Genomic DNA, 23,497 nt, shown 5'->3' with positions numbered 1-23,497 from the left:
AAGGGGATGGGACGGCGTTCAACGGCTGGGGCGTGCGGGACACCCCCGGGGCTGATCAGCCGGACTTCTCGGGGCCCGTCGTCCGGTGGACAACGTTCGGCTGTCGGCCGAAGTAGTAGGCGCCGGTGCTTCACACCTGCGCCATGCCGCCGTCCACGAAGAGCTCCACGCCGGTGATGAAGCTCGACGCATCGCTGGAGAGGAACACCGCGGCCTTGCCCATCTCGCGGGGATCCGCGATTCGCCCGGTCGGGTTGCCCTCGCCCATGGTCTTGATCGCGGCGTCCACCTGATCGGCTCCCTGCGCCATCCCCAGAGCGCGCCTGAGGGACTCGGTGTCGACCGCCCCGGGACTGAGGACGTTCATCCGGATACCCGACCCCTTGATGTCCTGGATCCAGGACCGGATGAAACCGCGCACCGCGGCCTTCGCGCCGCCGTACATGCTCATCCCGCGCGGAGGCTGGATGGAAGCCGTCGATCCGATGATGACGACCGTTCCACCGGACGGCAGCAGCGGCAGTGCCGACTGGACGGTGAAGAGGACGCCCTTCGCATTGACGTTGAAGGTCCGGTCGAACTGCTCCTCCGTGATCGAGCCGAGCGGGGCGTGAGCGCCGATGCCGGCGTTGGCCACGACCGCGTCGAGCCGTCCGTACCGCGTCTTGACCTCCCGGTACATCATCTCCATGGACGCGAGACTCGTGACATCCGCGACGATGCCGGAACAGTTCGGTCCGATCACCGCGACTGCTTCGTCCAGCTGTTCCTGCTGGAGATCGGTGATGACCACGCGGGCGCCCTGGTCAACGAACTCCTGGGCGATACCCAGACCGACCCCCGACGCACCGCCGGTGACAACGGCGACCTTTCCTTCGAGCGAGAGATTCATTTCCTTCTCCTATGACGTTCTTGGTTCCCGCGCAGTGCTCCGCTGTGGGTAACGACGCGCATGGCGGCGGCGGGGAGATGTGGGGCGAGAGCGCCCTTCCCCTTCCGGGAAGCGAATGCGGGCAGCAGATGCCCTACAGTGGAAGTGGAGGCGCCGCCACTTCATTGACCATAAGCGGATGCTCCTCCACTTAGCAACCCGGGACGAGAGGAGACCGCCGATGACCAGAGAGACAGGGCGCCCGCTGCGGGCCGACGCGCAGCGCAACCGGGACAAGATCCTCTCCGCTGCGGTGCGCGTCTTCGCCGAGCAGGGACTGGACGCACACCTGGAGCGCATCGCCAAAGAAGCCGGCGTAGGCACCGGGACCCTCTACCGGAACTTTCCGACCCGGGAGATCCTGATCGAGGCCGCGTACCGCAATGAGCTGAGCCGGCTGTGCGACGCCGCCCCCGACCTTCTGGCCACGATGGAGCCGCGTGAGGCGCTGCGCGCCTGGATGGGCCGCTTCATCGACTACGCGACCGCCAAACTGGGCATGGCCGATGCCCTGCGGGCCCTCGTCGAGTCGGGCGTCAACCCCTACGCACAAAGCCACGAGATGATGCTGTCCGCCCTGACCTCTCTCCTGGACGCCGGCGTAAGCGCCGGCACCATCCGGTCGGACATCAGCGCGACCGACATGTTCGCCGGCCTCACCGGTATTGCTCTGGCCTCCGGAAAACCCGAACAGCGCGAGCAGGCCGAACGTCTCCTCGACCTCATCCTGGACGGACTGAGCACCGACCGGCACTGACGCGCGCGGCGGTTGTCCTGACGCTCTGTCAATTCACAGGAGGACAGTGCTGAAGCGAGGTTCTCGACGGAACCGGGCGGGCGGCCATGAGCTTTCCTACGGTGCGGAGAGACCGGATCTCGAACCAATCGGCCTTGGGTGGACGGCAGTTCGAGATCCGGACACTCCTCAGAGAGTGCCGAGCCGCTCCAGCGGGAACGGCGGCTGGGCCAGCGGGCGCACCGCAAGCCGGGTCAGCGGCAGGGCATTGTCGTCACCCGCCGTGCGGTTGGCGTGGAGCACCCCGCAACCGGTGCAGCGGTGGACGAGCACCCACTCGCCGTCGCCGCGGACGGAGATGGCGAGAGGTTCCATCCGGGCTCCGCAGTCGGCAGCCCGGTCGCCGGGGGTGTCGTCGAGATGACGGCTCCACAGGCAGTTGGGGCAGTGATTGCGGTGACCGGTACCGGCTGCGGTCATCGATACGTCGAGACCGCAGTGGAGGCAGCGGAAGGACTGGGCACGCGCTTCGGTGCGGGCGCGTCTGGAGGTGTTGCCCGGGGACTTGCGTGAGGCGTTGCGGGACATCGTGGACACGACTCCTGGTGTGATGCGCGGGATGGGCGTCAGCTCTGAACGCCGTCTCGCATCAAGGGAGTTCATACCGCGAGGGCGGGAGGCCTTCCTCGATCGCGAGAACGGTTCCGCTGGGCCCTGGGCATACACGCACCACCTCTGCCTCGACATCCGGTCGCCTGATGAGATCCCGCCGCACGGGCATACAGCAACCGAATTTATTCAGCACGCCGGGCAACGGAAGGCCGCAAACGGCGTCAGGCGACCGAACCTATCCGCCCCACCGAGGCCTGCAGGCCATCATGGTGGATCGGGGTGTGCGCTCCCGTCAGGGAGACTCCGCTGCCGCCGCGCCGGTTCGCCACTATCTCCGCACCGATCGACAGCGCCGTCTCCTCCGGCGTACGCGCGCCGAGGTCCAGGCCGATCGGCGAGCGCAGTCGGGCCAGTTCGAGTTCGGTCACGCCGACCTCACGCAACCGCTTGTTGCGGTCCTCATGCGTACGCCGGGAACCCATCGCGCCGATATAGGCGACGGGAAGTCTCAGGGCCAGTTCGAGCAGCGGGACGTCGAACTTGGCGTCGTGGGTGAGGACGCAGAGGACGGTGCGGCCGTCCACCTCCGTCGACTCCAGATAGCGGTGCGGCCAGTCGACGACGATCTCGTCCGCCTCCGGGAAGCGGGTCCTCGTCGCGAAAACGGGACGGGCGTCGCAGACCGTGACGTGGTAGCCGAGGAACTTGCCGACCCGGACCAGTGCCGAGGCGAAGTCGATCGCGCCGAAGACGATCATGCGGGGGGCCGGGACGCTCGATTCGACCAGGAGCGTCAACGGCTGTCCGCAGCGGCTGCCGTCCTCGCCGATGACGACCGTGCCGGTGCGGCCGGCGTCCAGCAGCGCGCGAGCCTCGGCCGCAGCCGTGCGGTCCAGCTCGGGATGACCGCCGAGGACCCCGTCGTACGAACCGTCCGGCCGGACCAGCAGCGCACGGCCCCTGACCTCCGCCGGTCCGTCGGTGATCCGCGCGACCGCCGCCGCCTCCCCTCCGGCGGCGGCGGACAGCGCGGCCGCGAACACCTCCCTCGCGGGAGAGTTCGCGCGTACCGGCGTGACGAGGATGTCGATGATTCCGCCGCAGGTCAGGCCCACGGCGAAGGCATCATCGTCGCTGTAGCCGAATCGCTCGAGGACGGTGAGACCGTCCTCGAGCGACTGCCGACACAGCTCGTACACCGCCCCTTCCACACACCCTCCGGAGACCGACCCGATCGCCGTGCCCTCTCTGTCCACCGCGAGAGCGGCGCCCGGCTGCCGGGGCGCGCTGCCGCCGACCGCCACCACGGTGGCGACAGCGAATTCGCGTCCCTGCTCGACCCACCGGTTCAGCTCTTCGGCGATGTCCAGCACATCGGTCTCCTCAAGGTGTGTGTAGGGGCGACGGGGAGTTACTTGACTCCCAGCCAGCCCTCGATCGGGTGAAGGGCGAAGTAGGCCAGGAAGACGACGGACAGCACCCACATCAGCCAGCCGACGTCGCGCGCCTTGCCCTGCACGGCCTTGATCAGGACGTGGGCGATGACGCCCGCCGCGATGCCCGCGGTGATCGAGTACGTGAAGGGCATCAGCACGGTGGTCAGGAACACCGGGATCGCGGTGGCCTGGTCGTTCCAGTCGATGTGCTTGGCATTTGTCATCATCATCGATCCGATGACGACGAGCGCGGCGGCGGCCACCTGGGTGGGGATGACCTGGGCGAGTGGAGTGAAGAACAGGCAGAGCGTGAAGGCGAGGCCGGTGATCACGCTGGCGAAGCCGGTGCGCGCACCGTCACCGACGCCCGCCGTGGACTCCACGAACACCGTCTGGCCGGAGGCGCCGGCGAGGCCGCCGAACGCGCCGCCCGCACCATCGATGGCCAGGGCCTTGTTGAGGCCCGGCATCTTGCCCTTGTCGTCGGCGAGGTTGGCCTGCTGGCCGATGCCGATGATGGTGCCCATGGCGTCGAAGAAGCCGGCCAGCACCAGGGTGAAGACGATGACGCCGACGGTGATGCCACCGACGCCACCCATGCCGCTGAAAGAGACACTGCCGAAGAGACCGAAGTCCGGCGTGCTGACGATGGAGCCGGTGATCTCGGGTGCGTTCAGTCCGCCCCAGGCCTTCTTGTCGAGGCCCGCGAACTGGTGGACCACCGCGGCGAAGACCGTACCGCCGACGATGCCGATGAGGATCGCGCCGGGGACCTTGCGGACCTGCAGCAGGAAGATCAGCAGGACGGTGACGGCGAAGCAGAGCACCGGCCAGCCGGTGAGCATGTCGCTCGTGCCGAGCTGGATCGGCTTGGCTCCAGCGATACCGCCGTCTCCGGGCATGGAGGTGACGAAGCCCGCCTGGACCAGGCCGATGAGGCAGACGAAGAGGCCGATCCCCATGGTGATCGCGTGCTTCAGTGCCAGGGGGATGGCGTTCATGATCAGTTCACGCAGGCCGGTGACGACGAGCAGGACGATCACGGCGCCGTAGATGACGCACATGCCCATCGCGTTTTCCCAGGTCATCTCCGGGGCGACCTGGAAGGCCATGACGGCGGAGACGCTGAGTCCCGCCGCGAGGGCCAGCGGCACATTGCCGATGAAGCCCATCACGATGGTGGTGGCCGCGGCGGCGAAGACGGTCGCGGTGGTGAGCTGATCACCGTCGAGCCTGTGACCGGCCGCATCCGGAACCGAGAGAATCACCGGGTTGAGAAGGATGATGTACGCCATCGCCATGAAGGTGGTGATGCCGCCACGCACCTCCCGACCGACGGTCGATCCTCGCTGGGTTATGTGGAAGTACCGGTCGAGCCAAGACCTTCCGGCGGGCTGGCGCGTACCCGCGCCGGCGTCCTCCGCCGTGGTCTTGGTCTCAAGGGACTGCTGGGTCATGGTGCCTACTCCCAAGGTTCACAGGGGCACCCGCATGGGGACTGAAATCGCGGGATTTGGGATGGTGCGCTGGCTGCACGACCCGGGGGACGGCCCGAGGCGAACTGGATGGTGCCGGGTGCTGCTGGTGGTGCGGGGTTTCAAGGACCGCGAGCGGTGCGGTACTCGAGTTCTCCGGGCGGCGCGTCGGGCGGGCGGGAAGTGTGACGTTCCTCGGAAGCACGGCGCACCGCCCGGAGAAGGCGGGGATCAGGTACCGGTGAGGTGCTCGGGGCGTACCGGTGTCCTGTTGAGCTCCAGCCCCGTCGCGTTCCGGATCGCCGCGAGCACGGCCGGGGTCGACGAAAGGGTCGGAGCCTCGCCGATGCCGCGCAGTCCGTACGGCGCGTGGTCATCGGCCAGCTCGAGTACGTCGACGGGGATGGTCGGCGTGTCGAGGATGGTGGGGATCAGATAGTCCGTGAAGGAGGGGTTGCGCACCTTCGCGGTCTTCGGGTCGACGATGATCTCCTCCATGACCGCGACGCCCAGGCCCTGGGTGGTGCCACCCTGGATCTGGCCGACGACGGACAGCGGGTTGAGCGCCTTGCCGACGTCCTGGGCGACCGCGAGCTCGACGACCTTGACCAGGCCGAGCTCGGTGTCCACCTCGACGACCGCGCGGTGCGCGGCGAACGAGTACTGGACGTGGCCGTTGCCCTGACCCGTACGCAGGTCGAAGGCCTCGGTGGGGCGGTGGCGCCACTCGAGCTCCAGATCGACCGACTCGCCCTCGAGTACGTCCACCAGGTCGGCGAGGACTTCGCCGCCGTCGGTGACGACCTTGCCGCCTTCGAGCAGCAGCTCGGCGGTGGCCCACGCGGGGTGGTACGAGCCGAACTTGCGGCGGCCGATCTCCAGGACCTTCTCGCGGACGTTCTCGCAGGTGTGCTTGACCGCGCCGCCCGTGACGTACGTCTGACGGGAGGCGGAGGTGGAGCCGGCCGAGCCGACCTGGGTGTCGGCCGGGTGGATCGTCACCTGCGAGACACCGAGCTCGGTGCGGGCGATCTGAGCGTGGACGGTGACACCGCCCTGGCCGACCTCCGCCATCGCGGTGTGCACGGTCGCGACCGGCTCACCGCCCACGACCTCCATACGCACCCGCGCGGTGGAGTAGTCGTCGAAGCCCTCGGAGAAGCCGACATTCTTGATCCCGACCGCGTAGCCGACACCGCGGACGACACCCTCGCCGTGCGTGGTGTTGGACAGACCGCCCGGCAGGGCGCGGACGTCCGCCTCCTCACCGGCCGTGAGCCACTGCTGCTCGGGCGGCAGCGGCCTGGCCTTGACACGGCGCAGCAGCTCGGCGACCGGGGCCGGGGAGTCGACCGGCTGCCCGGTCGGCATGATCGTGCCCTGCTCCATGGCGTTGAGCTGGCGGAACTCCACCGGGTCGATGCCCAGCTTCGCCGCGAGCTTGTCCATCTGAGCCTCGTAGGCGAAGCACGCCTGGACCGCGCCGAAGCCGCGCATGGCGCCGCAGGGCGGGTTGTTCGAGTAGAGCGCGATCGCCTCGATGTCGACGTCGTCGACGACGTACGGGCCGACGCTGAGCGAGGACGCGTTGCCGACGACCGCCGGGGATGCGGAGGCGTACGCGCCGCCGTCCAGGACGATCCTGCACTTCATGTGCGTGAGCTTGCCGTCCTTGGTGGCGCCGTGCTCGTAGTAGAGCTTCGCCGGGTGCCGGTGGACGTGCCCGAAGAAGGACTCGAACCGGTTGTAGACGATCTTGACCGGCTTGCCGGTGCGCAGCGCCAGGAGGCAGGCGTGGATCTGCATCGACAGGTCCTCACGGCCGCCGAAGGCACCGCCGACGCCGGAGAGCGTCATCCGGACCTTCTCCTCGGGCAGGCCGAGGACGGGGGCGATCTGACGGAGGTCCGAGTGCAGCCACTGGGTGGCGACGTACAGCTCGACGCCGCCGTCCTCGGAGGGGACCGCGAGGCCGGACTCCGGGCCGAGGAAGGCCTGGTCCTGCATGCCGAAGGTGTACTCGCCCTTGACGATGACGTCGGCGCGCTCGGCGGCCTCGTCGGCGTTGCCGCGGACGATCGGCTGGCGGTGCACGATGTTCGGGTGCGGGACATGACCGATGTGGTGGTCGTCGCGGCCCTCGTGGACCAGGACCGCGTCGGGGGCGGTCGCGGACGCCTCGTCCGTGATGACCGGCAGCTCGACGTACTCGATCTTGATCTTGGCGGCGGCGCGGCGCGCGGTCTCGGGGTGGTCGGCGGCGACCAGGGCCACCGGCTCGCCGTGGTGGCGGACCTTGCCGTGGGCGAGGACCGGGGTGTCCTGGATCTCCAGGCCGTAGTTCTTCACCTCGGTGGGCAGGTCGTCGTACGTCAGTACGGCGTAGACGCCGGACGTCGCCAGCGCCTCGGAGACGTCGATCGACTTGATCTCGGCGTGCGCGACGGTGGAGCGCAGCGTGTGGCCCCAGAGCATGTCCTCGTGCCACATGTCCGAGGAGTACGCGAACTCACCGGTGACCTTGAGGGTGCCGTCGGGACGCAGCGTCGACTCGCCGATGCCGCCCTTGGTCCGGGAGCCCTGGGAGATGTTGGTGGGAGTACCGATGGTGGCCATGGTTCTCAGACCGCCTCTTCCTGGCGGGCGGCCGCGAGGCGGACCGCGTCGAGGATCTTCTCGTAACCGGTGCAGCGGCAGAGGTTGCCGGAGAGCGCCTCACGGATGTCCGCGTCGGACGGCTCGGCGTTGCGCTCGAGCAGTTCGTCGGCGGCGACCAGCAGACCGGGCGTGCAGAAACCGCACTGCACGGCGCCGGCGTCGATGAACGCCTGCTGGATCGGGGAGAGCTCGGAGCCCTCGCCGGTCTGCGAGTCGGAAGGCTTGGCTTCCCACTGCTTGGCCTGGTCCAGGGTGGTGCCGCAGGCGGCCGTGGCGCAGCCGCCGTGCTCGGCACGCTGCTTGGCGAAGTCCGCCAGGCCCTCTACGGTGACGACCTCGCGGCCCTCGACCTGACCTGCGGCAACGAGGCAGGAGCAGACCGGGACGCCGTCGAGCCGGACCGTGCAGGAGCCGCACTCGCCCTGCTCGCATGCGTTCTTGGAGCCCGGCAGGCCCATGCGCTCACGCAGCACGTAGAGAAGGCTCTCGCCCTCCCACACGTCGTCCGCTTCCTGCTGACGACCGTTGACCGTGAAGTTCACGCGCATTGTGCGCCTCCCTTTGTGCCGTGGGCGTTGCCCCGGTATGCCTCCCAGGTCCAGCCGAGGGTCCGGCGGGCCATGGTGCCGACCGCGTGACGGCGGTAGCTCGCGGTGCCACGCACATCGTCGATCGGGTTGCAGCCGCCGGAGGCGAGCTCCGCGAACTGCTTGGCGATCGACGGGGTGATGATCTTCCGGCTGTCCCAGAAGCCGCCCTCTTCCAGCGCGGCGTTCAGGAATTCCTCGGCCGCCTTCGCCCGGACCGGGGTCGGGGCGGCGGAGCCGATGCCGGTGCGCACCGTGCGGGTCTCCGGGTGCAGGGCCAGACCGAAGGCGCAGACCGCGATCACCATCGCGTTGCGGGTGCCCACCTTCGAGTACTGCTGCGGTCCGTCGGCCTTCTCGATGTGGACGGCCCGAATCAGCTCGTCCGCCGCCAGCGCGTTGCGCTTGACGCCGGTGTAGAACTCGTCGATCGGGATGAGGCGGCTGCCGCGTACCGACTCGACCTCGACCTCGGCGCCCGCGGCGAGCAGCGCCGGGTGGGCGTCGCCGGCCGGGGATGCGGTGCCGAGGTTGCCGCCGACGCCGCCGCGGTTGCGGATCTGGGGCGATGCGACCGTGTGCGACGCCAGTGCCAGTCCGGGCAGTTCGGCCCGGAGGTTCTCCATGATCTGGGTGTACGGAACGGAGGCGCCCAGTCGGACGGTGTCCTCGCCGACCTCCCACTCGCACAGCTCGCCGATGCGGTTCAGGTCCAGGAGGTACTCCGGCCGGCGGTGGTCGAAGTTGATCTCGACCATCACATCGGTGCCGCCCGCAATGGGTACAGCCGTGGGGTGCTCGGCCTTGGCGGCGAGCGCCTCCTCCCAGCTGGCGGGGCGAAGGAAGTCCATGAGTGGCTCTCTTCTTCTCAATCGTGGGCGTTCGTCGCAGCGGGCCCGGGACGGTTGGCCCTCGACTGTTTGTTCCTGCGCTTATTCATGTGCTGTTAACGCGCTGTGACCCCAGTACACAAGCCGGGCTGCGCCTGGTGCAGTCACCGAAACCATGAAGGAGTTGGCTGGTCGCCTGTCCCGTCTTGTAGATTCGAACGAAAGGCGGGGCTCAGTAACCTCACTGTTTTCCCCTGGAAACGGTGGTCACGGCCACCGGCAACAACGAGACAGATCGGTGGCGACGAGATGCGGCTGCGCGCACTGCTGGAAACCGACGCGCTGGGGCTGCGGCTGCTCGGCGGCGAGGACGAACTGGACCGCGGTGTACGCGGTGTGATGACCACCGACCTGCGGGATCCGAGCCGCTATCTCTCGGGCGGCGAACTGGTGCTGACCGGGCTCGCCTGGCGGCGCACGGCCGCGGACTCCGAGCCGTTCGTCCGGATCCTGGCGGGCGCCGGGGTGGCCGGTCTGGCGGCCGGCGAGGCGGAGCTGGGAAACATCCCGGGTGATCTCATCGAGGCGTGTTCGCGCCATCGACTGCCACTCTTTGCAGTCAATGAATCCGTTGCATTCGCGACGATCACTGAGCATGTGGTGCGCCAGGTCTCCGGCGAGCGGGCCGGGGACCTCGCCGCAGTCGTGGACAGGCACAGGCGGCTGATGACCTCCGGCCCGGCGGGCGGCGGACCCGAGGTGGTCCTGGACCTCCTCGGCTCCGACCTGGACCTTCGAGCCTGGGTGCTCTCCCCCACCGGCCGCCAGATCGCGGGCGCGGGCGACCCGCTGCCCGCCGACGTGAGCGCCACGCTCGCCGGTGAGCACCTGGCGGCCTCCCGCACCGGCCGCCGGGGGCCGCATCGGGCGACGGTCCGCGGGCTGACGTACTCCCTCTTCCCGATCCGTAACACGGGCCGCGGCGCCACCCCCGCCTCCAGGGACGTCCGCGAGACGGTCCTGTCGGACTGGCTGCTGGCGGTCGAGGCGGACGCGAGCGACTGGCCGGCCGCGCGGCTGGATCTGCTGCAGGGCGTGACCCAGCTGATCGCCGTCGAGCGCGACCGGCGCGAGGCGGCCCGTACGGTACGCCGACGGCTCGCCCAGGAGGTCCTGGAACTGGTCCAGACGGGCGCGGCACCGGCCGAGATCGCGGCACGACTGCGGGTGGCCGCGCCGGTGCTGCTGCCGGGGCTCGGGACGGCGCCGCACTGGCAGGTGGTGGTGGCGCGGGTGGACTGGGGGGACGCGACGACGGTGGCGGGTGCGGGTGCTTCCGCTGCTTCGGGTACGGCCATCGAGGCCGGCCCGGTCGCCCAGTCGCTGCTGGAGGAGATCCTGGTCGACCCGGCGGCGGCCGGGCCCGACTCCGCGGACCGGATCGCGGTCGCCCACACCGGCGACGAGGCGATCGCGCTGGTCCCGCTGCCCGCGACGGCCCTCGCCCCGGACGCCCCCGACGCCGACTCCTTCGAGGCCGGGCTGCACGCCGACGCGCTGCTGCTGTCCGTACGCGACCCGCTCTCCGCGGGTCTCGCCGACGACGGCCGGCTCACCCTGGGCGTCAGCGCGGCAGTGAGCTCGGCAGAGGGTCTGCGGGGCGCGCTGGAGGAGGCACGACACGCCCGCCGGGTGGCGGCGGCGCGCCCTGGCAGGGTCTGCGCGGCGGGTCACCACGAGCTGGCCTCGCACGTACTGCTGCTGCCGTTCGTCCCGGACGATGTGCGCCGCGCGTTCACGGCCAGGCTGCTGGACCCGCTCCGCGACTACGACCGGCGCCACCGAGCGGAGCTGATCCCGACGCTGGAGGCGTTCCTGGACTGCGACGGGTCGTGGACGCGATGCGCGACGCGGCTGCATCTGCATGTGAACACACTGCGCTACAGGGTGGGCAGGATCGAGCAACTGACGAGCCGTGACCTGTCGCGCCTGGAGGACAAGCTGGACTTCTTCCTGGCGCTGAGGATGAGCTGAAGCCGGGCCCCTCCCCCCTGCCCCCGGACGGGCTGGAAAATCCAGCCTCGCCGGCAATTGAAGCGCGGGGACGCCGGGGGAGCCCGGTTCGGAAGAGGCGCCCCACTGACCACCCGCGCCCCATCACCCGCCGCGCGATTGTGAATTCATTCACCTGACCTCTTGGCCAGGCATGCCTATCCATGCTGAGATGCGACTGACTCAACAGCTCAATGGCGTGCTCGGGGAGGGCAACGTGGCGCATACCGCCATGTCTGGTTCCGGAACCACTGCAGGTGACGATCCCCTCCAGACCGCGGTATGGCGGCTGCGCTCGCGCGGCTGCTGGACCGATGCGGCAGCCCTGCTCGAAGCCCACACGGCGAATCCCGCCGCGGCGCTCGAGCGGGCCGGACTGCTCGTCGAGCGCTGTCTGTTCACCGCCGACGGCTGGGCGGAAGCCGAGGACGCGCTGCGTACGGCCGAGGCCGTGGCCCGGGACGACGAAGAACGCGGCGGCGCGGCGTGTGAGCGCGGGAGGCTCGCGTACGCGGCGACCCGCCTCGGAGTACGCGACCGAGCCGACGAGGCCCGCTCCGCACTCGGCAGGGCCGCGGCGCTGCTCGCCCCCACCTCGCGCAGGCGCCCGCTGCTCGACTTCCGCCGCGGGCTGGTCGCCGAGCACATCGCCGACTCGCCGCAGGCGGCCCGCGCCGCGTACCAGCGGGCGCACGCCGGAGCCACCGCGCAGGATGACACGCTGCTGCTCTCCTTCACATGGCATCATCTGGCCGGACTCGCCCTGCGGGACGGTGAGTTGGCGGAGGCTCGGCACGGCTTCTCCGAGTCGCTGCGGATCCGCGAGGAGCTCGGCTACCTGATCGGCACGGCCCCGTCGCTGGCAGGGCTGGCCGACTGCGAACCGGAACCGGAGGCAAGCCGTTTGCGGGCGGAGGCCGGCCGGCTGTTCCGCCTGCTGGGCGGCGTACCGGTCTCGCTGGCCGCTCAACTGGCCCCGGCGACGTCCACCGGGCCGCTCGAGAACTCACCGGCCCAGACCGAGCCTGCGGCATGAGCGGGCCTGCGGCATGAGCGGGCCTGCGGCATGATCGGGGCGCATGAGCGCTCAGCATGACTTCCTCGACCGCCACTTCGGCCTGCGAGACCGTACGGCGCTGATCACCGGCGGCAGTTCCGGCATCGGCCGCGCCATCGCGGGGGCACTCGCATCGGCGGGCGCGCGGGTGGTGGTGCTGGCGCGGCGCGAGGCTCCGCTGCGTACGGCCGTCGAGGAACTCCGCGCGGCGGGCCACCGGGCCGACTGGGTGGCCGCCGACCTCGGCGACCGGGACGCGCTGCGGGCCGCGGCCGAGCGGGCGGTCGGTTTCGTCGGCGAGCCGGACATCCTGGTCACGGCCGCCGGCGTCAACCACCGTCCGCCGCTGGACGATCTGACCGAGGCGCAGTGGGACACGACGATGTCCGTGAACCTGGACGCGCCGTTCCTGCTCGGGCAGCGCTTCGGCCCGTCGATGGCGGGCCGCGGGTGGGGCCGGATCATCCACCTCGCCTCGCAGCAGTCGGTTCGGGCCTTCGGCGCCAGTGGCGCGTACGGGGTGTCGAAGGCAGCGGTCTCCGCGCTGGCCCGCTCCCAGGCGGAGGCGTGGTCGCGGCACGGCGTCTGCGTCAATGCCCTCGCGCCCGGCTTCGTCCGTACGCCGCTGACCCGTGCGGTGTTCGACGATCCGGTCCGTACGGAGGCGATGGCGGCGCGCACGATGGCGGGCCGCAACGGCGAGGCGGCTGATCTGACGGGCGCGGCGGTCTTCCTGGCGAGCGACGCCGCACGCTATATGACGGGCCAGACCTTGTTCGTGGACGGCGGCCTCTCCGTCACCTAGCGTGGACCTCCCCGCAAAGGGAGGGTTCAGTGAAGGCACGTCGCCCGGACCACCACGTTCCGGATCCCCGATCGCCCTGGGACGAGATCACGACCGGCCTCTGGATGGGTGGCCATGTCTGGGAGGACGACCGGAACCGGCGCCTCAATGCTGTTGTGGAACGCGAATTCGACCTGGTGATCAGCCTGTTCACCCGCGTCGGCCACGGTCCGCCGGACGGGGTCGAACACCATGTCGCCCCGATCCCGGACGACTGGCTGACCGCCGAGCAGATCGACCGGGTCCGCGGGCTGGCAGTGCTGGCCGCTGATGCGGTACGCGCCGGGCGCACCGTGCTCGTGCGCTGCTACTCCGGCTACAACAGATCGGGCCTGGTGGTGGCCCAGACGCTGATCGAGCTCGGCCACGACGGCGCGGGGGCGATCGACCTGATCCGGCGCCGACGCTCCTCGTACGCCCTGCACAACCTCGCCTTCGAGCGATACCTCATGACCGGGCTGGACATCGCCTCACTGCTGACCGGCCTGGAGTCGCCGCCCTGAGCCCCCGGCTCACACCAGCCAGGACAGCGTCCTCTCCGGATTCATGACGAGCAGTAGGACGACGACGGTCACGACCACCCAGAAGACTCCCCAGGCCCGCCGCCTGCGCGCCTGCCGCTGCCGGGACGGCCAAGCCCGCCACGCCTCGGGCTCCGCGCGCACCGCTGCCTTCCTCCCCCACCTGCGCGGACGGCGCTGCCGCCGGGCGGCCGCCTCGTCCTCGAGCCGCAGCCGCTCGGTCACCATCCGCGCCCGCGCGGAGGGCTCCTTCGGCGCGGCGAGGCGTGCGGGCCCTTCGCTCTCGCGCTGGAACTCCTCCCACGCCTCGTCGGGTATGGGTGACTCCGGCAGCTCCGCGGACATGAATGGCCCCCCGTTTGTTCGGACTTCGTCAACGGCGGCACAGAATAATGCAGCAGACTGACATCCGCGCGCACGGTCCTACCGACGTGCCCCGGGGGAATTGCCCGGAGCCGGACTCAGGAGACGGTGCCGGCCATCGCTCCGCCCCCGGTGGCGACGCCACCGCTCGGCTTGCGTGCGGAGAAGGGAGGCGTGTCCTGCAGGCACGTTGTTCCGACCGGGGGGAGGGTGCCGTCGATGAGGTAGCGGCTCTCGTAATTCCTGACGCAGCTGCTGGGGTTGAGCAGCGCGGTGTGCCCGTATCCGTTGTGGGTGAGCAGGCGGGCGTTGGCCAGTTCTCTGGCCATGGCCTGGGTGCCCGAGTAGGGGGTGGAGGGGTCGTAGGTGGTGCCGACCAGCAGGACGGGGTGCGCCGTCCGCTTGTTCCACGGGCCGCGATAGCTGTTGGCCACGGTGGCCGGCCAGTCGGCACACCCCTCGGCGGCCCAGGTCCAGAAGCGTCCGGCGTCGCCCGCGCGGGTCGCGCTGGCCTCCTCCATGGCGTGGTAGGCAGCGGGGTCACGCGGATTGGGGCTGTCGCTGCAGAACACCGCACCGGCCTGTTCATCGCCCAGGTACGGATTCGGATTCGGGACCGGTGGTGGGGGTGGAAGAGGGGACGGCTCCGGAACGCGGCCCTGCCACAGGTTCTGCAGCCTGCCGGCGAGGCCCGTCCATCCGAGGTGGACAATGTAGAGGCTGTTCACGACGTCACCGACCGTACGGCCATAGGTCCATGCACCCAGGGGATGCCCCCTCAGCCGCCGCATCAGCTGGTCGAACTTGTCCCGGGTCGCTTTGGGGCTGCCGGCGGAGAAGGCACAGCGGGCGGTGGTGGTGGACCCGCAGAGGGCGAGGAACTTGTCCAGGACTGCTGCCGCGCCGCGGTCCGCGCCCATGCGCAGGAATGTCGTGAGCCGGGGGTCGTCGTCGGAGGCGTGGGTCCAGGCCTGCGGGTCGACGTTGCTGTCAAGAACCATGGCGCGGACCTTGCCGGGGAAGAGGTTGGCGTAGGTGGCGCCCAGGAACGTGCCGTAGGAGATCCCGAGGTAGGTGAGTTGTGGGTCGCCCACCGCCTGGCGGAGCTGGTCGAGGTCGCGAGCGGTGTCGGCGGTCGACACATGGCGCAGGAGCTCGGGGTCACGCTGCTGACAGCGCCGGGCCAGATCCTTGTACGCGGCGATCCAGGTCTTCCGCTGCTGTTCGCCCACCGGGAAGCCGGCGGGTTTGCTCGCATTCCACGCGTCGGCTTCCTTGCGACTGTCGAAACAGTTCACCGCGGTGCTGCTGCCGATCCCGCGGGGGTCCCAGCTGACGATGTCGAACCGCTCCCGCACCTCGCGCGGGAAGAACTCGTAATTCTGTGGCATCTGCACCGTTCCGGGCCCGCCGGGTCCGCCGGGGTTGAAGAACAGAGTGCCGATGCGCCGTCCGGGGCCGGTCGCCTTCCGTTTGACGACTGCCAGTTCGATGGTGCGACGACCGGGGTTGCGGTAGTCCAGCGGCACCTTCGCGGTCGCGCAGTCGAACTGACTGCCCTGGACGCAGGGTCTCCAGTCCAGCTTCGGGGCGGGAACCGAAGGTGTCGGCGCGCCGCCGGCCGCGGCGAGGTCCGGCCCGGTGAATACCGTCGAGCAGATCACCGCCGCGGCGGTGGCCGCGGCACAACGCCGACGGCCCGCTATGCATCTGGGTATGCGCATACTCTGTCCCTCCGCCTTCACGGCTGAGCGCCCGATGCCACCAACACCCTGGACGTCGGCACGCATCCGCATCAACAGCACCGCGGCCCGACGGGGCGCACAAGTCGGCCGCGGCCGAATGCGCGGAGCTACTCGAGCGCGCGTACATCGTCGGCCGAGACCGGCGTCGGGTGGATGCCGTCAGCCGTCCGCGCCGGTGAAGTGCTCCCGCACCAGCGACTGCACCACCGCCAGGTCCTGGGCCACCAGGGCCTCCAGCAGCGCCATGTGTTCCGCCGCGTCCGCCACCAGGTCAGCCCTGCGGGTGACCGGTGCGCTCGTCAGCGGCCACTGGGAGCGGCGGTGGAGGTCGTCCGCGACCATCACCAGTTGCTGGTTTCCGGACAGGGCGAGCACCGCGCGGTGGAAGGCGCGATCCGTCTCCGCGTACGCCGCGCGGTCGCCCGTCGCCGCCGCCGCTGCCGTCGCGTCGGCCAGCGGGCGCAGCGCCGCCCAGCGGGTGGCGGGGACCGTGCGGGCCAGACGGAGCATGACCGGGACCTCGAGCATGGCGCGGACCTCGGCGAGCTCGGCCAGCTCGCGGGCGGTGCGTACCGCGACGCGGAAGCCGCGGTTGGGGACCACCTCGACCGCGCCCTCGATCGCCAGCTGCTGCATCGCCTCGCGTACCGGGGTCGCCGAGACGCCGAAGCGCTCGCCGAGGACCGGGGCCGAGTAGACCTCGCCCGGGATCAGCTCGCCGTCGACGAGGGCGGTGCGCAGGGCTTCGAGGATCTGGCCGCGGACCGAATGGCGCTGAACCGTGCGCGGCGCGGGCGGCTCGCTGTGGGTGTGCTCGCCCCGGGCCTGTTCCGGGATGCGGGCCTGTTCCGGGATGCGGGGACGCGCGGGCTGCCCGCTACCTGCCTGTTCGGGGACGTGCGCGGACGCGTACGGCTGCGGCGTCGCGGCATCGCGCGCTCGGGCCTGCTCCACTCGAGTCCTCCTCCGGCCGGGTGCCGGGCCCGGCTGGCGAGTGCAGGGCCCCTGAGCACGATAGGCGGACGGGGTCACAGTTCAAACATCGATCGCGTCGGGTAAGGTAAGGCTAACCTGTTAATGATCGCGATACGGTGGTCCCTGTATGACCGTTCCCGCTCTGCTGCCCGCCCTCACCTCACCCGTCGAGGACGCGTATGCCCGCCTGGCCGAGGTCTACCCCGGGCTGCGCGTACGGGAGCTCATGGACGGCGAGCGGGCCCCGTCCGGCGCCGGCTGGGTGGGCGCGGACGAGCTCGCGGCCGGTGGGCCCGCGCTCGACAGCTTCCTCGACTGGGACAACGCACAGGTCCTGCGGGACTACGGACAGCAGGCCCGCCCCGATGTGATCGCCGGCTTCGGTCTGCACCGTTACGCCTGGCCGGCCTGTCTGCTGATCACGGTGCCCTGGTTTCTGCACCGCCGGGTGCCGCGGGTACCCGTCGAGGATGTCGCCTTTCAGCGCGTGGCGGGGCAGATGACGGTACGGGTGAGGGAGTTCGCCTGCCTGCCGGACAACCCCGCCGCGCGGCTGCCCGGCGCCCGTGTCGTACAGGACGAGGAAGCGCTGCGTGCCGAGGTGCGCTCCGCCGTCGCCGAGCACATCGGGCCCGTCCTGGACGGCTTCCGTTCGCGGATGCGCCGCGGCAGGCGTGCGCTGTGGGGCATGGCGACCGACGAGATCGCCGAGGGCCTCTGGTACATCGCGCATCTGCTCGGCGAGGAGCGGCGTGCCGTACTGGAGCTCGAGCAGCTGCTGCCGGGCGCCACCGAGCCGTACGTCGGTACCGCCGGCTTCCGTGAGCTCACCGGGCCGAACGGCGAGCAGCTGCCGACCCGCGACCGGGCCGGCTGCTGCCTCTTCTACACACTCCGGCCCGAGGACACCTGCGTCACCTGTCCGCGTACGTGCGACGCCGACCGCGTGAGGAAGCTCCAGCCGAGCGCCTGATCTCCCGCACGCCCTGCGTCACGCCATCCGACCGGGTGAGGTAAATCGAACCAACTCCCTTTATACATACGGTAGTTCGACGAGATCGCACCTATCCGTATGTCGTACAGCCCCATTGGCGTTCTCTTGCCCCGAAACCCCTTGGACACGCTGCGACTTCGGACACTATGGCGGCCGAAACGCTCTACCGCGATGCAAGGGACACCGCCCATGAGACTGACCGACATATCGCTGGACTGGCTGCTTCCTGGCGGCGTGATGCTCCTGGGAGTCCTGGTCGCGGTGACGGTGCTCGCACGCGGCAAGCGCACCGGTGACAAGGCCTCGCCCGAGGACTCCTGGGAGCGCAGCGAGGAGCGCCGAAGGCGCAAGGAGGCGGTCTATGGCACGGCCTCCTATGTGCTCCTGTTCTGCTGTGCCGCAGTCGCCGCCGCACTCTCCTTCCACGGCCTCGTCGGCTTCGGCCAGCAGAATCTCAACCTCACCGGAGGCTGGGAGTATCTGGTCCCCTTCGGGCTCGACGGCGCGGCGATGTTCTGCTCGGTGCTCGCGGTGCGCGAGGCCAGCCACGGAGACGCGGCGCTCGGCTCGCGGATGCTGGTGTGGCTGTTCGCGGGCGCGGCAGCGTGGTTCAACTGGGTACACGCACCACGGGGGTTCGGCCATGACGGCGCCCCTCAGTTCTTCTCCGGGATGTCGCTGTCGGCCGCGGTCCTGTTCGACCGGGCGCTCAAGCAGACTCGCCGGGCGGCGCTGCGCGACCAGGGCCTGGTGCCGCGGCCGCTGCCGCAGATCCGCGTCGTGCGCTGGCTGCGCGCTCCCCGGGAAACCTTCGGCGCCTGGTCGCTGATGCTTCTGGAGGGCGTACGCACCCTGGACCAGGCGGTCGACGAGGTCCGCGAGGACCGCCGGGAGAAGGAGCAGGACCGACTCCGCCGACGGGGCCGGGAGAAGCTGGAGCGGGCGCAGATCAGGGCGCTCAGCCGGCAGCACCGGGCCTGGGGGCGCGGACGCACCCACCGCATGCCCGAGCTGTCTTCGGAGCTTCCCGCCCTGGGCTCCGCGACTGGTTCGACGCAGGCCGTCTCCGGCACTGCCGGGTCCGCCGGGGAGCCGGCCCCGGCAGAGCCGGGACAACTGCCGCTTCGCCCCCGGCCCTCCCTCCAGGCCGTGAAGATGACCGACGGCTCCGAGCCGCGCACGGTCGACCTCACCGCCGAGGACGACACCCAGACGCTGCCGCGGCTGGACTCTCTGGAGCAGAAGCTCACGGATCTGGAGCGGCAGTTCGGCTGAGCGCACGGTCAGGAGGATTCACGCGAAGGCCGGCCTGCGACTGTCAGGTCGGCCTTTCGTGCAGCTCGAACCAGACCACCTTGCCCACGCCGTGTGTCCGTACACCCCACGCGTCGGCGAGGCTCTGCACCAGGACGAGTCCCCTGCCGTTCGTGCCGAGTTGGCCGACCGGTACACGCAGCACAGGCAGTCCGGCCATGAAATCCCGCACCTCCACACGGAGTGTGGAAGCCGCGACGGTGGCCGTGACCACCGCTCCGTGATCGGTATGGATCAGCGCATTGGTCACCAGCTCGCTCGCGAGCAGCTCCGCCACATCTGCCGCATCCGGTTTCCCCCAGTGCCGCAGCAAGTCCCGCAGCGCACGTCGTACTTCCGGAACGGACGTAAGGTCCACGCACCCTAATCGGCGGTGCAGCCGGCTCTCCGGTTCTCCTTCCGCCCCAGGTTCCCGGCCATGCCCGCTTGCGGCAGGATCGGCCCCTCCCTGACGCCCAGTCATCATCCCCACCCGCACGTCGAAACGACCCTTTCTCCGGTTTCCTCGGAACTACCCCTTCTGCCGAACATGTTCACGAGATGCATGCCCCACGCGGGGAACGCCACTCATGTCCATTCATCAACGAACCAGGGCCGTCGAGAGGAAGTCCGCCCCGGGCGTCAGGGCCTCGGCACGTTCCGCAGATTCGAGCGCGCCATCTGGACCATGCGGCCCACGCCACCGTCCAGCACGATCTTGCTGGCGGAGAGCGCGAAGCCCGTCACCATCTCGGCGCTGATCTTCGGCGGGATGGAGAGCGCGTTCGGGTCGGTGACCACATCCACGAGTGCCGGGCCCTTGTGCCTGAAAGCGTCCTTCAGCGCGCCCGCGAGCTGCTTCGGCTTCTCCACCCGTACGCCGTACGCCCCCGCCGCCCGCGCGATCGCCGCGAAGTCGGGGTTGCGGTTGGTGGTTCCGTACGACGGAAGTCCCGCCACCAGCATCTCCAGCTCCACCATGCTCAGAGAGGAGTTGTTGAACAGGACGATCTTCACCGGCAGGTCGTACTGGACGAGGGTGAGGAAGTCGCCCATCAGCATGGCGAAACCGCCGTCCCCCGACATCGAGACGACCTGGCGGTTCCGGTCGATGAACTGTGCGCCGATCGCCTGCGGCAGGGCGTTCGCCATCGAGCCATGGCTGAACGAACCGATGATCCTGCGGCGGCCGTTGGGCGAGATATAGCGGGCCGCCCACACATTGCACATGCCCGTGTCCACGGTGAACACCGCGTCCTGGTCGGCGAGTTCGTCCAGTACGGAGGCGACGTACTCGGGATGGATCGGGGTGTGCTTCTCCACCTTGCGGGTGTACGCCTTGATCACGCCCTCGAGCGCGTCGGCGTGCTTCTTCAGCATCTTGTCGAGGAACCTGCGGTCCGACTTGGCGCGCACGCGCGGCGTAAGACAGCGCAGTGTCTCGCGCACATCGCCCCAGACGGCCAGGTCGAGCTTGGAGCGGCGGCCGAGGTGTTCGGGCCTGACATCGACCTGGGCGATCTTGACGTCGTCGGGGAGGAAGGCGTTGTACGGGAAGTCCGTGCCGAGCAGGATCAGCAGATCGCACTCGTGGGTGGCCTCGTAGGCGGCGCCGTAGCCGAGCAGTCCGCTCATGCCGACGTCGTACGGGTTGTCGTACTGAATCCACTCCTTGCCGCGCAGCGCGTGCCCGACCGGGGACTTGATGCGCTCCGCAAACTGCATGACCTCGGCGTGCGCGCCCGCCGTACCGCTGCCGCAGAAGAGCGTGACCCGCTTCGCCTCGTCGATCATCTGCGCCAGTTTGTCGATCTCGGTGTCCCCCGGTCGTACGGTGGGGCGTGAGGTGACCAGTGCGTGCTCGATCGACTTCTCCGGGGCGGCGTGCGATGCGATGTCGCCGGGGAGCGAGACGACGCTGACACCGCTCCGGCCGATCGCGTGCTGGATCGCGGTCTGCACGAGGCGCGGCATCTGCTGCGGGTTGGAGATCATCTCGCAGTAGTGGCTGCACTCGCGGAACAGCTGGTCGGGGTGGGTCTCCTGGAAGTAGCCGAGGCCGATCTCCCCGGAGGGGATGTGCGAAGCGAGGGCGAGTACGGGCGCCATGGAGCGGTGGGCGTCGTACAGACCGTTGATGAGGTGGAGGTTGCCGGGGCCGCAGGAGCCGGCGCAGGCGGCGAGCTGCCCGGTGATCTGTGCCTCGGCACCGGCCGCGAAGGCGGCGACCTCCTCGTGCCTGACCTGGATCCAGTCGATGGCGGAATTGCGGCGGATGGCGTCGACGACGGGGTTGAGACTGTCGCCGACGACTCCGTACAGCCGCTGGACACCGGCGCGGACGAGGATGTCGACGAACTGCTCCGCCACGTTCTGCTTGGCCATGGGACGCACCCTTTCTCGGCTTCGGGCCTGCTTCGGCCTGCTTCGGCCTGCTTCGGGCCTGAAGGTCCATCAACCCATGGCGGATGCGGTTACGCCTCCCAGACTGCGACAGCCGTACGATCGTCGGCGTATCCCTTCACCCTCAGCTGGGTGTCGGCGAGGAACGTGGCCAGGCCCGGCGGCCGGGCGGGCGCCCACCGCTCGGCGAGCACCTTGGCCAGGGCGGCCTCCCCGCGCAGCGGCTCGGCCAGTCCGCTGCTGCACAGCAGCAGGGTGTCACCGGGGCGGGCCACGGAGGCGCGGAATCGGAACGGTTCGGCGGGCGGCGGTGGCGGGGCCTCGATATACGGGGACGGGGCCGTCGCGATCCCCAGATCCATGGTGAGCCGGTCGCCGTCGGGGGTCTCGGCGGGCGTGTCGGTGGGCGCCGAGCCGTATCCGACGACGGGTTCTCCGGTCACCGCGGCGGGCTCGGGGACATGCGGCTCGATGTCCTGCCAGGCGCCGTCGCGAAGGCGGAAGAGACCGCCGCCGCCCACTCCGAAGAACACGCGCGTACGGCACTCGGGGTCGGCGGAGAGCAGCAGGCACCGGAGGTTCGCGGTGTACTCCTCGGGTTCCACACCGAGCTCGGCGGCGCGGGCGCGCAGCTTGCCGAAGCTGCGGTCGGTGAGCCGGTGCAGACCCGACTTGAGATCGCCCCGGCGGCCGGCCCGGATGTCCTCGGCGAGGCGGGCGTGGCTGCGGCCGACGGCACCGCCTATCCAGCGGCAGGCGTCGGCGGCGGCGAGATGGGCCCCTTCGGCGGCACGGGCACCGCTGGCCACGGCGACCAGGACGAGCGCGGCCTCGCCGCTGCCGAAGCGCGCGGTGAGCAGGGCGTCACGGCGCGGCTCGCCGCGGTAGCGCGCGGAGTCCCCGCGGACGGAGGCGGCGCGCAGGGTGTACGTACCGTAGTGGGCCCCGTCGAGCACGGTGTCGGCGACGAGGTTGTCCAGCTCGTGCGGCTGGGCCGCGGGCAGCGCGGTGGGCTCGGCGTCATAGGTGGGCGGTCCGCCACCGACGTACGCGACGTAGGGGCGCGGCTCCACGAGACCCGCGTCGGGCGGCGGCAGGGGCGGATCCTCGGCAATCTGCGGCGGGGCGGGCAGGTGTGGCTCCGCGGAAACCAGCGGCGGTACGGGCGTGGAGCTCGGTGCCTCGAGGCCTTGCGGTGGTACGGGCGCGGCGTGCCGTGCCGCGGAGGCGGGGGCGGGCGGCTCCGCGGAAATCCGCGGCGGTACGGGCGGGTGCGGTGCCGAAGGGGCGGGCGCGTCCTCGAAGTGCTCGTCCGGGACGGTCGCTCGTCCGGGCGGGCCTTCGCGCCGGGGCGGCTCTACGCCGGCAACCGGGGGAATGTCGCGTACCGCGTCCGGCCGGGTGGCCGGGTGCCTGGGCGCCACGGGGGCGGCGGGCGCGGCGGGCGCGGCGTCGAAGTTCTCTGCCGGGACCGGCAGTTGCGCGCGCGGGACCTCCGGCCGGGGCGGCTCGGGCGGCGGCGCCGGCCGGAACGTGGGCGGCTGGTCGGAGGCGGTCGGCCGTTCCCATGCCGCTCGTTGCCGGGGCGGCGTCGCAGGACGGTGCGGAATGTCCGGCTCGGCGGGCGCCGCCGCATCCGTGGGGCGCGCCTCCCACCAGGCGCGCGGGCGCCATCTGCCGCGATCGCCCGGACCGCGGGGGTCGTCCGGCTCCGCCGGCTCGGGTGTGCTCTCCGTGGCCACCGCATCCGCCGCGGAGTCGAAACGGTCGTCCAGCGTGTCGCGCGTGGGCGCCGCGGGACCGATGTCCGGGGCGGACTCGTCGTACAGCCGGTTCCACCATTCGTCCTCGGTGGCGGGCCTCTCCCCCTGCTGACTCATGCCCTTATTGTCCACCGCACGGGCCGTACGAAAACGGGGCATCCCGAAAAAAGAAATATGCGGCAAGTGGTCCGCCGGGCGCCCCAACCCCCCACGGGAAGGACG

At 70.3% G+C, this 23,497-nt stretch carries 20 protein-coding genes; 7 read left to right on the top strand and 13 right to left on the bottom strand.

Annotation, left to right across the window (positions count from 1 at the left end):
- Nucleotides 1–130: 130 nt before the first annotated feature.
- On the bottom strand, nucleotides 131–892 hold the full coding sequence (locus tag ACFYXH_RS32000) for an SDR family NAD(P)-dependent oxidoreductase (protein WP_389570316.1): 762 nt from the start codon (nucleotides 890–892) through the stop codon (nucleotides 131–133).
- 220 nt (nucleotides 893–1,112) lie between these two features.
- On the opposite strand from ACFYXH_RS32000, the gene ACFYXH_RS31995 reads away from it, so the two are divergent.
- A complete protein-coding gene (locus ACFYXH_RS31995) occupies nucleotides 1,113–1,688 on the top strand; it encodes a TetR/AcrR family transcriptional regulator (RefSeq protein WP_389570313.1) in 576 nt (191 codons plus the stop codon).
- Nucleotides 1,689–1,856: 168 nt separating this feature from the next.
- On the opposite strand, the gene ACFYXH_RS31990 is transcribed toward ACFYXH_RS31995, so the two are convergent.
- The 6 genes from ACFYXH_RS31990 to ACFYXH_RS31965 form a co-directional block, all read right to left on the bottom strand.
- A complete protein-coding gene (locus ACFYXH_RS31990) occupies nucleotides 1,857–2,255 on the bottom strand; it encodes an RNHCP domain-containing protein (protein WP_389570773.1) in 399 nt (132 codons plus the stop codon).
- A 245-nt stretch (nucleotides 2,256–2,500) separates the two neighbouring features.
- Nucleotides 2,501–3,652: an XdhC family protein gene (locus ACFYXH_RS31985; RefSeq protein ID WP_389570311.1), complete on the bottom strand. Its 1,152-nt coding sequence runs from the start codon at nucleotides 3,650–3,652 to the stop codon at nucleotides 2,501–2,503.
- A gap of 38 nt (nucleotides 3,653–3,690) precedes the next feature.
- Nucleotides 3,691–5,172, bottom strand: a complete 1,482-nt coding sequence (locus ACFYXH_RS31980) for an NCS2 family permease (RefSeq protein WP_389570308.1) — start codon at nucleotides 5,170–5,172, stop codon at nucleotides 3,691–3,693.
- A 249-nt stretch (nucleotides 5,173–5,421) separates the two neighbouring features.
- Nucleotides 5,422–7,806, bottom strand: a complete 2,385-nt coding sequence (locus ACFYXH_RS31975; protein WP_389570305.1) for a xanthine dehydrogenase family protein molybdopterin-binding subunit — start codon at nucleotides 7,804–7,806, stop codon at nucleotides 5,422–5,424.
- Between the two features lie 5 nt (nucleotides 7,807–7,811).
- The gene (locus tag ACFYXH_RS31970; protein WP_327326793.1) at nucleotides 7,812–8,396 is read right to left on the bottom strand and encodes a (2Fe-2S)-binding protein; all 585 of its coding nucleotides are present in this window, start codon (nucleotides 8,394–8,396) and stop codon (nucleotides 7,812–7,814) included.
- Nucleotides 8,387–9,286, bottom strand: coding sequence for an FAD binding domain-containing protein (locus tag ACFYXH_RS31965; RefSeq protein ID WP_389570302.1), 900 nt, complete (start codon nucleotides 9,284–9,286; stop codon nucleotides 8,387–8,389). Before ACFYXH_RS31965 ends, ACFYXH_RS31970 begins: the two co-directional genes overlap by 10 nt.
- A gap of 288 nt (nucleotides 9,287–9,574) precedes the next feature.
- Here ACFYXH_RS31965 and ACFYXH_RS31960 point away from each other — a divergent pair, with 288 nt between their 5' ends.
- The 4 genes from ACFYXH_RS31960 (at nucleotide 9,575) to ACFYXH_RS31945 (ending at nucleotide 13,721) form a co-directional block, all read left to right on the top strand.
- Nucleotides 9,575–11,299 carry a PucR family transcriptional regulator gene (locus ACFYXH_RS31960; protein ID WP_389570299.1) on the top strand — a complete coding sequence of 575 codons (1,725 nt, stop codon included), beginning with the start codon at nucleotides 9,575–9,577 and terminating at the stop codon, nucleotides 11,297–11,299.
- 190 nt (nucleotides 11,300–11,489) lie between these two features.
- Entirely contained in the window at nucleotides 11,490–12,353 is an 864-nt protein-coding gene (locus ACFYXH_RS31955) for a hypothetical protein (RefSeq protein ID WP_389570296.1), read from the top strand.
- A 43-nt stretch (nucleotides 12,354–12,396) separates the two neighbouring features.
- Nucleotides 12,397–13,179, top strand: a complete 783-nt coding sequence (locus tag ACFYXH_RS31950; protein ID WP_389570292.1) for an SDR family NAD(P)-dependent oxidoreductase — start codon at nucleotides 12,397–12,399, stop codon at nucleotides 13,177–13,179.
- Nucleotides 13,180–13,208: 29 nt separating this feature from the next.
- Nucleotides 13,209–13,721 carry a protein phosphatase gene (locus ACFYXH_RS31945; RefSeq protein WP_389570289.1) on the top strand — a complete coding sequence of 171 codons (513 nt, stop codon included), beginning with the start codon at nucleotides 13,209–13,211 and terminating at the stop codon, nucleotides 13,719–13,721.
- A gap of 9 nt (nucleotides 13,722–13,730) precedes the next feature.
- On the opposite strand, the gene ACFYXH_RS31940 is transcribed toward ACFYXH_RS31945, so the two are convergent.
- The 3 genes from ACFYXH_RS31940 to ACFYXH_RS31930 form a co-directional block, all read right to left on the bottom strand.
- Nucleotides 13,731–14,084, bottom strand: coding sequence for a hypothetical protein (locus ACFYXH_RS31940; RefSeq protein WP_389570287.1), 354 nt, complete (start codon nucleotides 14,082–14,084; stop codon nucleotides 13,731–13,733).
- Between the two features lie 116 nt (nucleotides 14,085–14,200).
- Nucleotides 14,201–15,826 carry an alpha/beta hydrolase gene (locus ACFYXH_RS31935; protein ID WP_389570284.1) on the bottom strand — a complete coding sequence of 542 codons (1,626 nt, stop codon included), beginning with the start codon at nucleotides 15,824–15,826 and terminating at the stop codon, nucleotides 14,201–14,203.
- Between the two features lie 180 nt (nucleotides 15,827–16,006).
- Nucleotides 16,007–16,801, bottom strand: a complete 795-nt coding sequence (locus tag ACFYXH_RS31930) for a GntR family transcriptional regulator (protein ID WP_389570282.1) — start codon at nucleotides 16,799–16,801, stop codon at nucleotides 16,007–16,009.
- A 148-nt stretch (nucleotides 16,802–16,949) separates the two neighbouring features.
- Between ACFYXH_RS31930 and ACFYXH_RS31925 the strand changes: the two genes are divergently transcribed.
- Both ACFYXH_RS31925 and ACFYXH_RS31920 read left to right on the top strand, forming a co-directional pair.
- Nucleotides 16,950–17,795, top strand: a complete 846-nt coding sequence (locus tag ACFYXH_RS31925) for a (2Fe-2S)-binding protein (protein ID WP_389570279.1) — start codon at nucleotides 16,950–16,952, stop codon at nucleotides 17,793–17,795.
- Between the two features lie 210 nt (nucleotides 17,796–18,005).
- Nucleotides 18,006–19,091, top strand: coding sequence for a DUF2637 domain-containing protein (locus tag ACFYXH_RS31920; protein WP_389570276.1), 1,086 nt, complete (start codon nucleotides 18,006–18,008; stop codon nucleotides 19,089–19,091).
- Between the two features lie 43 nt (nucleotides 19,092–19,134).
- Here ACFYXH_RS31920 and ACFYXH_RS31915 read toward each other — a convergent pair whose 3' ends face one another.
- The 3 genes from ACFYXH_RS31915 to ACFYXH_RS31905 form a co-directional block, all read right to left on the bottom strand.
- Complete coding sequence (locus tag ACFYXH_RS31915; protein ID WP_389570273.1) at nucleotides 19,135–19,593, bottom strand: ATP-binding protein; 459 nt, start codon at nucleotides 19,591–19,593, stop codon at nucleotides 19,135–19,137.
- A 158-nt stretch (nucleotides 19,594–19,751) separates the two neighbouring features.
- Entirely contained in the window at nucleotides 19,752–21,494 is a 1,743-nt protein-coding gene (locus tag ACFYXH_RS31910) for a pyruvate dehydrogenase (protein ID WP_389570270.1), read from the bottom strand.
- Nucleotides 21,495–21,583: 89 nt separating this feature from the next.
- Nucleotides 21,584–23,392 (bottom strand): protein phosphatase 2C domain-containing protein, encoded by a 1,809-nt coding sequence (locus ACFYXH_RS31905; protein ID WP_389570267.1) that lies wholly within the window; start codon nucleotides 23,390–23,392, stop codon nucleotides 21,584–21,586.
- Nucleotides 23,393–23,497 lie beyond the last annotated feature (105 nt).

The sequence above is a fragment of the Streptomyces sp. NPDC002730 genome, from assembly GCF_042888805.1.
Classification (GTDB): domain Bacteria; phylum Actinomycetota; class Actinomycetes; order Streptomycetales; family Streptomycetaceae; genus Streptomyces.
The sequence above is the reverse complement of the archived record's forward strand: the minus strand, read 5'-3'. Positions and strand labels throughout refer to the sequence as shown.

Coding starts and splice junctions, on each gene's coding strand:
- ACFYXH_RS31905 (WP_389570267.1), bottom strand. CDS start 23,392: ATGAGTCAGCAGGGGGAGAGGCCCGCCACCGAGGACGAATGGTGGAAC.
- ACFYXH_RS31935 (WP_389570284.1), bottom strand. CDS start 15,826: ATGCGCATACCCAGATGCATAGCGGGCCGTCGGCGTTGTGCCGCGGCC.
- ACFYXH_RS31950 (WP_389570292.1), top strand. CDS start 12,397: ATGAGCGCTCAGCATGACTTCCTCGACCGCCACTTCGGCCTGCGAGAC.
- ACFYXH_RS31940 (WP_389570287.1), bottom strand. CDS start 14,084: ATGTCCGCGGAGCTGCCGGAGTCACCCATACCCGACGAGGCGTGGGAG.
- ACFYXH_RS31975 (WP_389570305.1), bottom strand. CDS start 7,806: ATGGCCACCATCGGTACTCCCACCAACATCTCCCAGGGCTCCCGGACC.
- ACFYXH_RS31970 (WP_327326793.1), bottom strand. CDS start 8,396: ATGCGCGTGAACTTCACGGTCAACGGTCGTCAGCAGGAAGCGGACGAC.
- ACFYXH_RS31910 (WP_389570270.1), bottom strand. CDS start 21,494: ATGGCCAAGCAGAACGTGGCGGAGCAGTTCGTCGACATCCTCGTCCGC.
- ACFYXH_RS32000 (WP_389570316.1), bottom strand. CDS start 892: ATGAATCTCTCGCTCGAAGGAAAGGTCGCCGTTGTCACCGGCGGTGCG.
- ACFYXH_RS31990 (WP_389570773.1), bottom strand. CDS start 2,255: ATGTCCCGCAACGCCTCACGCAAGTCCCCGGGCAACACCTCCAGACGC.
- ACFYXH_RS31980 (WP_389570308.1), bottom strand. CDS start 5,172: ATGACCCAGCAGTCCCTTGAGACCAAGACCACGGCGGAGGACGCCGGC.
- ACFYXH_RS31965 (WP_389570302.1), bottom strand. CDS start 9,286: ATGGACTTCCTTCGCCCCGCCAGCTGGGAGGAGGCGCTCGCCGCCAAG.
- ACFYXH_RS31915 (WP_389570273.1), bottom strand. CDS start 19,593: ATGACTGGGCGTCAGGGAGGGGCCGATCCTGCCGCAAGCGGGCATGGC.
- ACFYXH_RS31960 (WP_389570299.1), top strand. CDS start 9,575: ATGCGGCTGCGCGCACTGCTGGAAACCGACGCGCTGGGGCTGCGGCTG.
- ACFYXH_RS31920 (WP_389570276.1), top strand. CDS start 18,006: ATGAGACTGACCGACATATCGCTGGACTGGCTGCTTCCTGGCGGCGTG.
- ACFYXH_RS31925 (WP_389570279.1), top strand. CDS start 16,950: ATGACCGTTCCCGCTCTGCTGCCCGCCCTCACCTCACCCGTCGAGGAC.
- ACFYXH_RS31955 (WP_389570296.1), top strand. CDS start 11,490: ATGCGACTGACTCAACAGCTCAATGGCGTGCTCGGGGAGGGCAACGTG.
- ACFYXH_RS31995 (WP_389570313.1), top strand. CDS start 1,113: ATGACCAGAGAGACAGGGCGCCCGCTGCGGGCCGACGCGCAGCGCAAC.